The organism is Streptomyces sp. NPDC059828, from assembly GCF_042731955.1.
GTDB lineage: Bacteria > Actinomycetota > Actinomycetes > Streptomycetales > Streptomycetaceae > Streptomyces.
Genome location: NZ_JBHWIW010000060.1, coordinates 1 through 13,443 on the forward strand (window position 1 = coordinate 1; position 13,443 = coordinate 13,443).

The following is a 13,443-nucleotide window of genomic DNA, read 5'->3' on the forward strand; positions in this document are numbered from 1 at the left end:
GGTGGACGACACCCACGTGTGGGGATCCGCCGGCGTGGTGGGCTTATTTTGGTTGTTCTGGGCGGGGGTGTTGGTCGTCGTGCCCGCCACCCGGGGCGTTGTGCTGGCCACCCCGCACCCCGCCCCCACCAAGGCGTTCCTGTCCAAGGTGCTCTAGCGGTTCCGTCACCGAGGGCGGGTACCGGCGCGCGATGCGCCGGTACCCGCCCTCGGTGCGTTGCGGGTCATCGGCTCACTTCAGGGCGAGCACCATCGAGTCGGACGGAGACGCCCAGACCCCGCGTGCCTCGGCGAAACCCGCCTCGCGCAGGGTGCGGGCGTGCCAGTCGAGTGAAGGGAACCCGCCGTCGGCATGCTCCCCGTAGATCTCGAACCGGCGGGCGGTCGGGGCGGCGAGCACCGGGTCCTTGGCGGCCAGGGCCCACCACTCGGCCCAGTCGAGCACCCCGGCGGCCTTCTCCCGGTCCATGGCGGCATGGCGCTGGACGTGCTCGGCGGCGTTGATCCGGGGCGTGGTCTCGTCCTTCATGTGATCGGCGTTCATGAAGACCCCGCCATCGCTGACCAGTCCGGCGAGCTGGCCGTACAGGGTGGCCAGCGGGTCCAGGCGCAGCCAGTGCAGGGCGGTCGCGGTGAGCACGGCGTCGTACGAGTCGTACGGCAGTTCCGCGGTCCAGCCGGGGTCGGTGAGATCCGCGGTGACGAAGGTGACGCGTTCGTCGTTCGCGAAGTACCCCTCGGCGATGGTGAGCAGGGCCGGGTCCTGGTCCACCCCGACGCTCACCGCGTTGGGGAACCGGTTGAGCAGCCGGTCCGTGATACTTCCCGTACCGCACGCGAGGTCCAGGACCCTGGGCTCGGGGCCGACCACGGCCTCGACCATGTCCAGCATCACCCGGAAGCGCTCCTCGCGGTCGGGCAGGTACCACTCCTGCTGACGGTCCCAGCTCTCCTGCCAGGCCCGCCAGTCGGTGCTTGTTTCCGCGTTCGCTGCGTCAGACATGGAAACCCCTCCCCTTTGTAATACCCTGTTGGGCGAGGCATCCATTACCTCCCCGACGCCGACACTAGACCCCATCTGTAAGGACTACAAGTGGAACTGGCCTCTTACTCGGACTATGCCGTGCGTCTGGTCAACACCGAAGAGCCTGCCCGCAGCAAGGACTCGCTCACCTCCGTGGAGGCGGTCCGCGAGCTCTTCGGCGCGTCCACCCAGGCCGCCCGCCGCGCCACGGACGCGGACGTGACCCGGTTCCGCTCCGTACGGGCCAGGCTGCGGGCGGTCTTCAACGCGGCCGACGCGGGCGACCACACCCAGGCCGTCGACCTGCTCAACTCGCTGCTGCTGGAATTCCCGGTCAGCCCCCAGGTCTCCGGCCATGACCATTTCGACGACGAGGGCCGGCCGCGCTGGCACATGCACCTGGCCGAGCATCCGTCCAACGCGACCGCGGGCTACGCCGCGATCGCCGCGATGGGTCTGGCCTTCCACCTCACCGAGTTCGGCGTCGACCGGCTCGGCCTGTGCCAGGCCGCACCCTGCCGCAACGCCTATCTCGACACCTCCACCAACCGCTCGCGCCGCTACTGCTCGGACCGCTGCGCGACGCGCGCCAACGTCGCCGCCTACCGCGCCCGCAAGCGTCTGGAGACCGAGCGGTCGCAGAGCACCGGCCGGACGGCGGACACCAACCAGGCCGTACGGGAGCGCAGCGAGCCCTGATCCCCGCCGCGCGGCCGGTAGCGCACCCTGACCCGCCCCAGGAGCAGCTCGTCGGGCACCACGCCGAACAGCCTGCTGTCCCCCTCCGTGTACGGATTGTCGCCCAGCACCCACCAGCCGCCCTCGCGGCGCTCGGCGAGCCGTTTCACGATGAGCAGGTCCTGCTGCAAGGGATGCCGCATCACTGCCACGTCCCCGCCCCGGAGCGCGGCGCCGTAGTGCACCAGCAGCCGGTCGCCGTGCGCCAGCGTGGGGTACATGGAGGGACCCGTCACCTCCGCGACCCCGAAGCGCGCTCCGGGCTCACGCCCCAGGTCGGTCATCGTCCACCTCTCGGCTCTCACCGTACGTTCCGCAAGGTCCCGGCACGCCCCGGACTTTTGACCTAAGCCCCAGGGGCACTCGCAAAAACCCGTCTGCCACGGAGTAATGTCCTACCTGAGAAGACGATCACAAGGAAGGACGGCTCAAATGCTCTCCCGCCTGTTTGCCCCCAAGGTGAAGGTCAGCGCCCACTGCGACCTGCCTTGCGGTGTCTACGACCCCGCCCAGGCCCGTATCGAGGCCGAGTCGGTCAAGGCCGTCCAGGAGAAGATGGCCGCCAACGACGACCCGCACTTCCAGGCCCGCGCGACCGACATCAAGGAACAGCGCGCCGAGCTCGCAAAGCACCACGTGTCGGTGCTGTGGAGCGACTACTTCAAGCCGCCGCACTTCGAGAAGTACCCGCAGCTGCACCAGCTGGTCAACGACACCCTGAAGGCGCTGTCCGCGGCCAAGGCGTCCACCGACCCGAAGACGGGCGAGAAGGCGCTGGAGCTCATCGCCGAGATCGACCGCATCTTCTGGGAGACCAAGAAGGCCTGAAGCCCTTCGTCCCCCTCGCACCACCACCGCACCCGGTCCGCACACGGACGCCGATCATGGCGTCCGCGTCGGTCCGGGTGCGGTCTTTTGCCTCCGGTCCGACTGCCCTTCCGTCAGAAGCCGTCAGGGGCCGAGGACTCTGGCGGTGAAGTCCGCCAACTGCGCCCGCATCGTTGCCCGCGGCACGCGTTCGTCCCCGGCAGATGCTCGACGAGATCGGCCCGGGCCGCGGCCAGCAGGGCACGGGCGGTGAAGTCGGCGCCCGTGAAGCCCGGGATCTGCTCCGGTACGGACCGGAGCAGGCCATGCCACCGCTCGTAGTGCTCCGCCAGGTAGGGGCTGCTGCTGCTTGCGGCGCCTCACCGGCCGGCCCGCGCGAACCTTCCGTGCCCTGCTCGCGGATGAGCGCAAGCGGGCCTGAGACACGCCAGGGCGGGAGCGGGAGGCCGTTCCCGGTCCCGCCCACGGGTGCGTCGCCCGGCACGTTTCGCGGTCAGGCGCGTTCGAGCAGCCGGTGCCCGAAGTCCGCACCGTGGGGCAGCTGGCGCCGGATGCGCACGAGCGCGTCGTCGAAGTCCCCGCCGGCGATTCCGGACGTGTACGCCGCCCCGCCGAAGTGGAGGGTCAGACTCAGGTCGACCCGGTCGGGGCGCCCGTCGGATCCGCGGTCGCCGAGGGTCAACAGGCAGCACAGTGTGGCCTGGTGCTCCGCCCCGGCCAGGGCGACGGGCAGCGGCAGATCCCACTCCAGCACGCAACCGGCGAGCGCCTCGCCCGAGCCCACCGCGGCCAAGGCGGCGAAACCCGAGCCCTGGTACTCGATTCCCCTGATGCGGGTGTGCACGTCCCGCCCGTTCACAGCGACCGCGATCGCTTCCGCACCCTGGCGGTCCCGGTACCAGCCGGTCCATACGTCCGTCGACTCCGATGACATGGCGCGGACTGTAGCGGTATGACTGGCTCCGCCGTACAGCCGGTCACCCCTTCGAATGCATCGAACGCCCGAACGGCCCACCCTCAGGGGTTGCGAGCGGCGGCGAGACGGTCTCCCGGACCCGCCTCACGACCCCTCGGGACGGGACGACTCGGCGCCCAGCGCACAGCCCGCGTTGCGACAGGGGCCCGGCACCCACTCCGGGACGAACGCCCCGAGGACCTTGCGCCGCTTGATGACGGTACCGACAGGCTTCCCGCAGGCCGGGCACAGGTACTCGGCCTCCGGGCGGCGGACGGTCCGACGTACTTCGCTGCCCATGCGTTCAAGGATAGGTCGGCACGCCGGGGACGGACACCGCTCATCCCGGCGCGGTCGGCGCCCCTACCGCCGCCTGGTGTACTGCCGCACGAGCGCGCCGTTACCGAAGGTGCGCACGGTGTCCAGGGTGAAGTCGGCGAGGGTGAATCCGGAGCCGAACATCGGCATCCCCGACCCGTACACCTGCGGATAGGTCTTGATCACGAGCTCGTCGATCTCCTCGAACAGCTCCCCTGCGATCCCCGAGCCCCCGCACAGCCAGATACCGAGCCCGCCATCCTCCGCCTTGAGCTCACGGACCGCGGCGACCAGGTCACCTGACAGGATCCGCACATGCGGATCAGGCGACGCGGCAAGGGTGCGCGAGGCCACGTACTCGCGCAGATGGCCGTACGGGCTGGTCATCCCCGCGTCCAGGCCCACTTGATAGCTTCCGCGGCCCTGGATCACCGTGTCGAAGCGCACGTTGTCGAGTCCGTCCAGGCCCAGCATCCTCCGGCCTTCGGCCGAGATGGTCTCCGGGTACTCGACCTTGAGGAACTCCAGGAACTCCGTGTCCACGTAGGCGAACATGGACGACGCGTCGCCTTTCGGATCGCCGATGAAGCCATCGATCGAGCAGGCGATGAAGTAGGTGAGTCTGCGCAAACCGGTTCTCCGCTTCCCTGGGGGTCTGTCGTAGCTCCCTCACGGAACCACGACAGATAGAGTACTCCGCGTGTAGTGGTTGTGGCAGATGGTTTTCGGACAGAGCAATGGATCGCTGAGAGGTGGCTGAGGGGATGGCCAGAAACCCCGAGCGCAGAAACACCCTGGTGGACGCCGCCATCGAGGTGCTCGCCCGGGAAGGGGCGCGCGGCCTCACCTTCCGGGCCGTCGACACCGAGGCCGGGGTACCGGCCGGGACGGCGTCCAACTACTTCTCGAACCGCGATGACCTGTTCACTCAGGCGGGTGCCCGGATCCATGTGCGGATGACCCCGGACCCCGACCAGGCCGAGGCGGCGATGCGTCCGGCGCCGTCCCGCGAGCTGTACGTCGATCTGATGCGTTGGCTGGTACGCCGCATGGCCGCCGAACGCACCGGCTATCTCGCCCTGCTTGAGCTGCGCCTGGAGGCCACCCGGCGCCCGGCGCTGGCGGCCGAGCTGAACAGGGCGGTCCGTGCCGAGCTCGACGCCAACCGCCTGCTGCATCTCCACTCGGGCCTGCCCGGCGACGCGGACGTCTTCCTGACCTTGTATCTGGCCATGACGGGCCTGATGCTCGAGCACTTCACGCTGCCCGAGGTGCTCGCCGACCGGGAACTCGACTCGCTCGTGGAGACCGTGGTCAGCCGGATCATCCCGGAGAAGTGACCGGCGACCGGCCCCTGGTGGTCCGTCAGCCGCCCACAGGGCTGGTGGCGGGCTCCCGCCACATGGGCCACATGCACGGGCCGTCCGGCAGCTCGACCGGGCGGTCCGTGCAGGCGAAACCGAGGCGCTCGTAGAGCCTGCTGCTGCGGGCGCTGCTGGCCTCCAGGTAAGCGGGTATCCCCTCGCGGTCGCATCGCTCCAGCACCGGGGCGATCAGTGCGGTGCCGAGCCCCTGGCCCTGGCGCTCCGGAGAGACCGCGATGAGCAGCAGATACTCATGGGCTCGGTCGTGCGGGTGAACGGCGCCGGTGAGTCGGCCGACCAGTTCGGCGCGCTCGTTGTCCGGATCCGCCGCCTCGCGCATCCGGGCCGGTGTGTCGTCGTCGGCGTCCGCCGGCCCCGCGGGCACCTGGAGCCAGAGCGCCGCGGCCGTTCCGTCCTCCGTCATGTCCACCCGCCCCTCGGCGAGTGCGGTGTCGAGGAAGACGCCCATGAAGACCCCGTGCACCTTGCGGCGGTGGTTCTCGTCGGGGAACACCCACCTGCTCACCGGGTCGTCGGTGAAAGCCTCGTCGAGCAGCCGCGCCACGGTGTCCCGGTCTGCTGACCCAGCCTGCCGTATCCGTACGTCCATGTCCGGACCTCTCCGCACTCGTCAACAGGTCGTGGAGATCCTAGAGTTGCACCCCCGGCCCGACCCCGTGGCATGGCCGGAAACCGTCCCTGCCCCGGGATCACGCGGCGGGCCGTTCCTCAAGGCCCCGAACAGACCGGGTGCCGTGGCCGGAGATGCCGCGGCACTAGCGATTGCGGCGAGTGACGAACTCGGCGAGGGCCAGGAGATCGCCTGCCGCCGCGAGGTCCGGGACCGCCCGGGACAGCTGCTGCACCGCCCGCGCCATCCGGTCCGCGGCCTCGAGCTGGGCCCAGTCCCTGCCCCCCGCCCGCTCCACGGCGTCGGCCGCGCGGCGGATGGCTTCCGTGTCCATCGGGCGTCCGTACAGCTCGGCCAGCTCCCTGCCCGCCACCGTGCCCGAGCCCAGGGCCGCGACGATCGGAAGGGACTTCTTGTGCGCCACGAGGTCGGCCCCGGCAGGCTTGCCCGTGCGCTCCGGATCGCCCCAGATCCCGATCAGGTCGTCGATCAGCTGGAACGCCAGCCCCGCCTCCCGCCCGAAGGCGTCCATCGCCGCGATCTCCTCCTCCTCCGCCCCGGCATAGAGCGCCCCCAGGGCGCAGGCGCAGCCCAGCAGGGCTCCTGTCTTCGCCGTGGCCATGGCGAGGCACTCGTCGAGGGACACCTCGTGCGGGTCGAGCTCCTCGAAGGCGCAGTCGGCCTGCTGTCCGGCACACAGCTCGATCACACAGGCAGCGAGCCGGGCGGACGCCGCCGCGGCCGCCGAGTGCCGATCCTCGGCGAGCAGCCGCAGGGCGAGGGCGAGCATCGCGTCGCCCGCGATGATGGCGTCGGGTGTGCCGAACACGGTCCAGGCGGTGGGCCGGTGCCTGCGGGTACGGTCCTCGTCGATCACATCGTCGTGCAGCAGGGTGAAGTTGTGTGCGAGCTCGACCGCGGCGGCGGCCCGTACCGCATGCTGTGGATCCCCGCCGAGCGCCTGGGCGGCGGCGAGCACCAGGGCGGGGCGGATCGCCTTGCCGGCCGAACCGGCGGCCGGGCTGCCGTCGGCGTGCTCCCAGCCGAAGTGGTACATCGCGATGCGCCGTATGGATCCGGGAAGGGACTCCACGGTGTCCCGCAGTCGTGGTGTGACGGCGGTCCGGGTGCGTTCCAGAAGTGCCGCGGCCTCATGGCCGTCGGTGCCGGTGTCCGTACTGGTCATCGTCACGGTGTCTCCCTCTGTTCAAGGGTGGGGCGGGGGCGGCCGGCGGGGCGCGGCGGCCGCCCCCGCGGGTGGGGGTGTGGCTCGTGCCTGACCGGTGCGGCGCCTGGGGTCCTCTGCTACCGCGGAGGACCCCGGGGGGACTGCGGGACGCACCGGATGTCCAGCGGGACACCTATCGCCAGCGGCTCACTTCGACGTTCTCCAGCACGCCGAGGGCGTCGGGCACCAGAACGGCCGCCGAGTAGTAGGCCGTGACCAGGTAGGAGATGATCGCCTGCTCATCGATGCCCATGAACCGCACCGACAGGCTCGGTTCGATCTCGTCGGGGATGCCGCTCTGCCGGAGCCCGATCACGCCCTGGTCGTCCTCGCCGGTGCGCATGCAGATGATGGACGTCGTGCGGGAGTCCGAGATCGGGATCTTGTTGCAGGGGAAGATGGGCACTCCGCGCCAGGCCGGGATGCGGTGCCCGCCGATGTCCACGGTGTCCGGGTAGATACCCCGCTTGGTGCATTCGCGTCCGAAGGCCGCGATGGCGCGCGGGTGTGCGAGGAAGAGCTTGGAGCCGCGCCGTCGGGACAGCAGCTCGTCCATGTCGTCGGGTCCGGGCACGCCGTCGTGCGGCTGGAGTCGCTGCCCGTAGTCGCAGTTGGCCAGAAGTCCGAACTGCCTGTTGTTGATGAGCTCGTCCTCCTGGCGCTCGCGCAGCGCCTCCACCGTGAGCCTCAACTGCTGCTCGGTCTGGTTCATCGGCTGGTTGTAGAGGTCCGCGACCCGGCTGTGCACCTTCAGCACGGTCTGAGCGACACTCAGCTCGTACTCACGGGGCGCCGCTTCGTAGTCGACGTAGGTGTGCGGCACGACGGCCTCGCCGACATGACCCGCCGACAGGTCGATGGCGGCCTCGCCGTACCTGTTGGTCCGCTGATGGGGCAGGGACACCAGCGACACCAGATGGGCGGCCAGCGATTCGGACCGGTCGGCGAGGGTCAGCACGTCCTGGCGGGTCAGCTGCAGCACCACACACGAGGTGGCGGCCCTGACCGTCGAGTCCCAGACCGCGTCGCCGTCGACGAGTGACCGGTCGCCGAGATAGGAGCCGTCGGCGAGGACGCCGAGCACCGCCTCGTCGCCATAGGGACCGGTGCCGATCCGCTCCACCCGGCCGTGGGCGATCAGGAACACCCGGTCCGCCGTCTCCCCCTTCGTGGCCAGCACCTCACCGGGCGCGAACTCCCGCTGCCGGCACCGCTGTGCCAGCTCGGCCAGCACGGCCGCGTCGTCGAACCCTCGCAGCGAGGGAAGCTCCCCGAGCTCCGCCGGGATGACCTGGACCTGGCCCCCGGTCTGGATGAAGGTGACCCTCCCGTCGCCCACGGAATAGCTGAGACGGCGGTTCACCCGGTACGCACCGCCCTGAACCTCGACCCACGGCAGCATCCGCAGCAGCCACCTGGAGGTGATCTCCTGCATCTGGGGCGCCGACTTGGTGGTGGTCGCCAGGTTCCGCGCCGCAGCCGTACCAAGACTCTGTTGCGGCAGGGCCGCGTCCTGGCCGCCATCGCGGACCTCGTCACCAACCGAACCGACCGAACCGACCGACATGCGTCCTCGCAATCACGACAATCATGGACTGACCTGCGCGAAGAAGCCTTCCATCACGCAGAGTGGGCGCGCCATTACACAAATGAGTGGGACTAGTCCCGTACCAGCGGGGCATGGCCGGCGCGTTTCCACCCGCCCGGCCCAGCCCGGGAGCGCAGGCTGACGCGGGCGCGACAATGACTGGGTGAACGCGATCGACCTCGGCACCCTCCGCCCCCGGCTCCCGTCCCCTCTGGAGCCGGTCGAGGACGAGCGCTTCGCCCGGCACGGCGTACGCCTGCTGCTCAAGCGCGACGATCTGATCCACCCCGCTCTCCCCGGCAACAAGTGGCGCAAGCTCGCGCCGAACCTGACCGCCGCGGCCGGCCGGCCGGTGCTGACCTTCGGCGGGGCGTACTCGAACCATCTGCGGGCCACCGCTGCCGCCGGCCGGCTGCTGGGCTTCCGCACCGTCGGGATCGTCCGCGGCGAGGAACTCGCCGACCGTCCCCTCAACCCCTCGCTCGCCCGGTGCGCGGCGGACGGCATGCGGCTGCGCTTCGTGGACCGGGGCACGTACCGCCGCAAGGCCGACCCCGACGTACTGGCGTCACTCGTCGAGCGATTCGGAAGCGGGCACGGAGCACCCGGGGACTGCCGCGTCATCCCCGAAGGCGGGAGCAACGCCCTTGCCGCACAGGGCTGCGCGGAGCTCGGCAGGGAACTGCGCGGCGTTTCGGAGGTGGTCGCCGTGGCCTGCGGCACGGGCGGGACCCTCGCCGGGCTGGCCGCCGGACTGGCCCCCTCACCCGAGGCACCGGATGAGAGGCCCGCGAGAGCCCTCGGGATCCCCGTGCTCCGGGGCGGATTCCTGGGCGAAGCGGTCGCCGCCCTCCAGCGGCAGGCCTTCGGCGGCCCCGCGGGCGACTGGTGGCTGGACGAGCGCTTCCACTTCGGCGGCTATGCACGGACCACCCCGGCACTCGACGCCTTCGCCGCGGACTTCGAGCAGCGGCACGGACTGCCCGTCGAACGCCTCTACGTCGCCAAACTGCTGTACGCCCTCGTCACCCTCGCCGACGAGGGCGCGTTCCGGCCCGGAACGTCCGTGACCGCCGTGATCACAGGATGCCCCGACCCGGTGGCACAGCCACCGGAACGGTCCGCTCAGTCCTGACCCTCCCGGTAGGCGGCGGCCTCCTCGAGGTCGAGCCGCCGCAGCAGCGTGCGCATCATCTCGTCATCGATCCGCCGCTGGTCGCGCAGTTGCACGAAGACCGCCCGCTCGGCGTCGATCACCTCCCGCGCGAGCCGCCGGTAGGTGTCGTCGGCGGACTCCCCGGTGATCGGGTTGCCCGCGCCCAGCCGCTCCCACACGGCGTTCCTGCGGCGCTCCAGCACCCCGCGCAACCGGTCGGCCAGCGGACCCGGCAAGGCGTTGCGCTCGTCGGCCAGCAGCGCGTCGAGACGCTCCTCCGCCTTGCGGGACGCCTCGCTCTGCGCTTGGGCCTCGGCGAGTGTCTCGGCCTGCGCGTCGCGATCGGGCAGTTTCAGCGCCCGGATCAGCGGCGGGAGCGTCAGACCCTGCACGACCAGGGTCCCGATCACCGTGGTGAAGGTCAGGAACAGCACCAGATTGCGGGCGGGGAAGGACTCCCCGCCATGGATGGTGAGCGGGATCGAGAAGGCGATCGCCAGGGAGACCACCCCGCGCATCCCGGCCCAGCCCACGATCACGGGGGCCTTCCAGTTCACCCCCGGCTCGCGCTCCCTGATCCGGCTCGACAGCTTCCTCGGCAGGAACGTCGCGGGGAAGACCCAGACGTAGCGGATCACGACCACCATCACGAACACGGCGCAGGCGTACCAGACGGCCTCGGCGACGCTGTAGGACCCGAGCCCCTGGACCACGTACGGCAGCTGCAAGCCGATCAGCAGGAAGACCGCAGACTCCAGGAGGAAGGCCACCATCTTCCACACGGCCTCCTCCTGGAGCCGGGTGGCGAAGTCCACCTGCCAGGCGCGGTGCCCGAGGAAAAGCGCGACGACCACGACGGCGAGCACGCCCGACGCCCCGACCTGCTCCGCGGCGGCGTACGCGACGAACGGGATGAGCAGGGACAGGGTGTTCTGGAGCAGCGCCTCCTTCAGATGCGTGCGCAACCAGTGGATCGGCACCATGAGGATCAGCCCGACCACGATCCCGCCGACGGCCGCGAGCAGGAACTCCCCGATGGCTCCTGCCCAGGTCACCCCTTCACCGATGGCGGCAGCGAGCGCCACGCGGTAGGCGGTGATCGCGGTGGCGTCGTTCACGAGGGACTCGCCCTGGAGGATCGTGGTGATGCGGTGCGGCAGCCGGAGGCGGCGTGCGATCGCGGTGGCGGCCACGGCGTCCGGAGGGGCCACGACGGCCCCGAGCACCAGGGCCGCGGTCAGCGGCAGTTCGGGCACGAGGAGGTACGCGAGATAGCCGACGGCCAGGGTCGCGAAGAGCACGTAGCCGACGGAGAGCAGGGCGATGGGCCGGATGTTGGCCCGGAGATCGAGGTACGAGCTCTCCACCGCGGCCGTGTGCAGCAACGGTGGCAGCACCAACGGCAGCACGATGTGCGGGTCGAGGGTGTACGACGGCACGCCGGGTACGTACGAGGCGGCCAGTCCCACGGCCACCAGCAACAGCGGCGCGGGCACCGGTGTCCTGCGGGCCGAGGCGGCGACCACCGCACTCACCGCGATCAGCGCCACCAGGGGAAGTGCGTCCATATCAGCGGCCTCACGTCGTCACGCTCGTCGTAGTCTGGCAATCATGAGCGAGTGCCTGCATGTTCTCGACCTGCCGCGCCCCGAACCCGCACAGCTGAGCGATACCTGTCGGGAGTGCCTGGTGGACGGAACACACCCCGTGCAACTGCGGCTCTGCCTGAGCTGCGGGCATGTGGGCTGCTGCGATTCCTCGGTCAACCGGCACGCCACACGGCACGCCGAGGAATCAGGGCACCCGATCGTCCGGACCCTGGAGCCCGGGGAGAGCTGGCGGTGGTGCTACCCGGACGGTTCGATCGTCTGACGTCTGGGTACGTCAACCCTCCGCCGAGTTATCTCAATTGGGGGGCGCACACCTCTAGCCACTGTGCGTACCCATGGGCTTACCATGAGTGACAGCGTCGGGTAAGGGTCCCGGCGACACGGCACCATGGATCGCGATAGCGTCGCCAGTCCAGGTAACCGACTGCGTACCGACGCGCAGCAATCGGCTCCGGGACCGTCTACCCGGAGCCTCGATCGACCTTGTGCCACCTTGGAGGTGAGGGTGTCCCAGATCGCAGGCGAGCCCGGGACCCAGGACTTCGTGGAAGTCCGGCTGCCGGCTGCGGGTGCCTACCTTTCCGTGCTGCGTACGGCCACAGCCGGCCTCGCCGCACGCTTGGACTTCACCCTCGACGAGATCGAGGACCTGCGCATCGCGGTCGACGAGGCCTGCGCGATCCTGCTCCAGCAGGCCGTTCCGGGATCCGTCCTCAGCTGCGTCTTCCGCCTCGTCGAGGACTCCTTGGAGGTCACGGTCTCGGCCCCCACCACCGACGGCCGCGCGCCGGAACGCGACACCTTCGCCTGGACGGTGCTCTCGGCGCTGGCCGGCAAGGTGGAGTCCTCCGTGGCCGACGACCGCACGGTGGCCATCAGCCTGCACAAACAGCGCGGCGCGGGACCCGGGCCGGCGTGAGGGACGAGGACGGTCCGGTGCGGGACGAGGAGCGCGTTCCCGGAACGCCGCACGATGGATGTGCGGTTCCGGCCGATCCGGTGTACGCCCCCACGGGCATCCCGGAGCAGCAGGCCAGGCCCCACCCCGCGGTGGATGGCCGTGACGGCGTGTCGGCCGCGGCACAGGCGGCGGAGCAGGCGCAGGCTGGGGGTACCTCCCAGGCGCAGGACTGGGGGAGGGCGGCCCATATGAGCGAGCAGCACGAGCAGCACTCCAAGAACCACGCGGATCCCGCTGGCCAGGCGGTTCACGCGGAGGCGAGTCATACCCACTCCGGGGCGAACGACCGGAGCGAGGCCCGGTCGATGTTCATCACGCTGCGCGAACTGCCCGAGGGCTCCCCAGAACGCGCCGAGCTGCGCAATCAGCTCGTACGCATGCATCTGCCCCTGGTCGAGCACCTGGCCCGCCGGTTCCGCAACCGCGGTGAGCCACTGGACGACCTGACCCAGGTCGCCACCATCGGTCTGATCAAGTCGGTGGACCGGTTCGACCCGGAGCGCGGTGTCGAGTTCTCCACGTACGCGACGCCCACGGTCGTCGGCGAGATCAAGCGCCACTTCCGGGACAAGGGCTGGGCAGTGCGGGTCCCGAGACGGCTGCAGGAGCTGCGGCTGGCGCTCACCACGGCGACCGCGGAGCTGTCCCAGCAGCACGGCCGCTCACCCACCGTGCACGAGTTGGCCGAGCGCCTCGGCATCTCGGAGGAGGAGGTCCTGGAGGGCCTGGAGTCGGCCAACGCGTACTCCACGCTGTCCCTTGACGTGCCCGACACGGACGACGAGTCACCCGCGGTGGCCGACACCCTCGGCGCGGAGGACGAGGCGCTGGAGGGGGTCGAGTACCGGGAGTCGCTGAAGCCACTGCTGGAGGACCTGCCGCCGAGGGAGAAGCGGATTCTGCTGCTGCGGTTCTTCGGGAACATGACGCAGTCGCAGATCGCGCAGGAGGTCGGCATCTCGCAGATGCATGTGTCACGTCTGCTGGCGCGGACGCTGGCACAGCTGCGCGAGAAGCTCCTCGTCGAGGAGTAGGCGGTGCG

At 70.3% G+C, this 13,443-nt stretch carries 16 protein-coding genes and 1 pseudogene; 7 read left to right on the top strand and 10 right to left on the bottom strand.

Going from position 1 to position 13,443, the window contains the following annotated elements; translation table 11 throughout:
- Nucleotides 1-232 precede the first annotated feature (232 nt).
- Nucleotides 233-1,003: a class I SAM-dependent methyltransferase gene (locus ACFV6V_RS27695; RefSeq protein WP_385570202.1), complete on the bottom strand. Its 771-nt coding sequence runs from the start codon at nucleotides 1,001-1,003 to the stop codon at nucleotides 233-235.
- A 90-nt stretch (nucleotides 1,004-1,093) separates the two neighbouring features.
- Here ACFV6V_RS27695 and ACFV6V_RS27700 point away from each other — a divergent pair, with 90 nt between their 5' ends.
- Entirely contained in the window at nucleotides 1,094-1,723 is a 630-nt protein-coding gene (locus ACFV6V_RS27700; protein ID WP_385570204.1) for a CGNR zinc finger domain-containing protein, read from the top strand.
- Here ACFV6V_RS27700 and sodX read toward each other — a convergent pair.
- Nucleotides 1,627-2,046 (bottom strand): nickel-type superoxide dismutase maturation protease, encoded by a 420-nt coding sequence (gene sodX, locus ACFV6V_RS27705; protein ID WP_361279055.1) that lies wholly within the window; start codon nucleotides 2,044-2,046, stop codon nucleotides 1,627-1,629. The genes ACFV6V_RS27700 and sodX overlap by 97 nt on opposite strands.
- A gap of 148 nt (nucleotides 2,047-2,194) precedes the next feature.
- On the opposite strand from sodX, the gene sodN reads away from it, so the two are divergent.
- A complete protein-coding gene (sodN, locus tag ACFV6V_RS27710; RefSeq protein ID WP_361279053.1) occupies nucleotides 2,195-2,590 on the top strand; it encodes a superoxide dismutase, Ni in 396 nt (131 codons plus the stop codon).
- 123 nt (nucleotides 2,591-2,713) lie between these two features.
- Here sodN and ACFV6V_RS27715 read toward each other — a convergent pair.
- From ACFV6V_RS27715 to ACFV6V_RS27730, 4 genes and pseudogenes are all read right to left on the bottom strand, one after another.
- Nucleotides 2,714-2,937: pseudogene (locus ACFV6V_RS27715) on the bottom strand (TetR/AcrR family transcriptional regulator); the annotation flags it as partial.
- 146 nt (nucleotides 2,938-3,083) lie between these two features.
- A complete protein-coding gene (locus tag ACFV6V_RS27720) occupies nucleotides 3,084-3,524 on the bottom strand; it encodes a DUF6304 family protein (RefSeq protein ID WP_385570207.1) in 441 nt (146 codons plus the stop codon).
- 126 nt (nucleotides 3,525-3,650) lie between these two features.
- Nucleotides 3,651-3,845 carry a hypothetical protein gene (locus ACFV6V_RS27725; protein ID WP_385570210.1) on the bottom strand — a complete coding sequence of 65 codons (195 nt, stop codon included), beginning with the start codon at nucleotides 3,843-3,845 and terminating at the stop codon, nucleotides 3,651-3,653.
- A 63-nt stretch (nucleotides 3,846-3,908) separates the two neighbouring features.
- Nucleotides 3,909-4,493, bottom strand: coding sequence for a dihydrofolate reductase family protein (locus tag ACFV6V_RS27730; RefSeq protein ID WP_385570212.1), 585 nt, complete (start codon nucleotides 4,491-4,493; stop codon nucleotides 3,909-3,911).
- 134 nt (nucleotides 4,494-4,627) lie between these two features.
- On the opposite strand from ACFV6V_RS27730, the gene ACFV6V_RS27735 reads away from it, so the two are divergent.
- Nucleotides 4,628-5,203 (top strand): TetR/AcrR family transcriptional regulator, encoded by a 576-nt coding sequence (locus tag ACFV6V_RS27735; RefSeq protein ID WP_385570215.1) that lies wholly within the window; start codon nucleotides 4,628-4,630, stop codon nucleotides 5,201-5,203.
- A gap of 25 nt (nucleotides 5,204-5,228) precedes the next feature.
- Here the strand turns inward: ACFV6V_RS27735 and ACFV6V_RS27740 are convergent, their stop codons facing one another.
- The 3 genes from ACFV6V_RS27740 to ACFV6V_RS27750 all read right to left on the bottom strand — a co-directional run bounded on the left by ACFV6V_RS27740 (nucleotide 5,229) and on the right by ACFV6V_RS27750 (nucleotide 8,653).
- Nucleotides 5,229-5,837, bottom strand: a complete 609-nt coding sequence (locus tag ACFV6V_RS27740) for a GNAT family N-acetyltransferase (protein WP_385570217.1) — start codon at nucleotides 5,835-5,837, stop codon at nucleotides 5,229-5,231.
- A gap of 166 nt (nucleotides 5,838-6,003) precedes the next feature.
- Nucleotides 6,004-7,044, bottom strand: coding sequence for a family 2 encapsulin nanocompartment cargo protein polyprenyl transferase (locus ACFV6V_RS27745; protein ID WP_385570220.1), 1,041 nt, complete (start codon nucleotides 7,042-7,044; stop codon nucleotides 6,004-6,006).
- Nucleotides 7,045-7,219: 175 nt separating this feature from the next.
- The gene (locus ACFV6V_RS27750) at nucleotides 7,220-8,653 is read right to left on the bottom strand and encodes a family 2B encapsulin nanocompartment shell protein (protein WP_385570223.1); all 1,434 of its coding nucleotides are present in this window, start codon (nucleotides 8,651-8,653) and stop codon (nucleotides 7,220-7,222) included.
- A 184-nt stretch (nucleotides 8,654-8,837) separates the two neighbouring features.
- Between ACFV6V_RS27750 and ACFV6V_RS27755 the strand changes: the two genes are divergently transcribed.
- Nucleotides 8,838-9,809 (top strand): 1-aminocyclopropane-1-carboxylate deaminase/D-cysteine desulfhydrase, encoded by a 972-nt coding sequence (locus ACFV6V_RS27755; RefSeq protein ID WP_385570225.1) that lies wholly within the window; start codon nucleotides 8,838-8,840, stop codon nucleotides 9,807-9,809.
- Here the strand turns inward: ACFV6V_RS27755 and ACFV6V_RS27760 are convergent.
- Entirely contained in the window at nucleotides 9,800-11,398 is a 1,599-nt protein-coding gene (locus ACFV6V_RS27760) for a Na+/H+ antiporter (RefSeq protein ID WP_385570228.1), read from the bottom strand. The two genes, ACFV6V_RS27755 and ACFV6V_RS27760, sit on opposite strands and share 10 nt — an antisense overlap.
- Before the next feature lie 43 nt (nucleotides 11,399-11,441).
- On the opposite strand from ACFV6V_RS27760, the gene ACFV6V_RS27765 reads away from it, so the two are divergent.
- From ACFV6V_RS27765 to ACFV6V_RS27775, 3 genes are all read left to right on the top strand, one after another.
- On the top strand, nucleotides 11,442-11,702 hold the full coding sequence (locus ACFV6V_RS27765) for a UBP-type zinc finger domain-containing protein (protein WP_385570230.1): 261 nt from the start codon (nucleotides 11,442-11,444) through the stop codon (nucleotides 11,700-11,702).
- Between the two features lie 243 nt (nucleotides 11,703-11,945).
- Nucleotides 11,946-12,359 carry an anti-sigma regulatory factor gene (locus tag ACFV6V_RS27770; RefSeq protein WP_361279032.1) on the top strand — a complete coding sequence of 138 codons (414 nt, stop codon included), beginning with the start codon at nucleotides 11,946-11,948 and terminating at the stop codon, nucleotides 12,357-12,359.
- The gene (locus ACFV6V_RS27775; protein ID WP_385570233.1) at nucleotides 12,356-13,435 is read left to right on the top strand and encodes an RNA polymerase sigma factor SigF; all 1,080 of its coding nucleotides are present in this window, start codon (nucleotides 12,356-12,358) and stop codon (nucleotides 13,433-13,435) included. The genes ACFV6V_RS27770 and ACFV6V_RS27775 overlap by 4 nt, the downstream gene beginning before the upstream one ends.
- The last annotated feature ends 8 nt before the right edge of the window (nucleotides 13,436-13,443 follow it).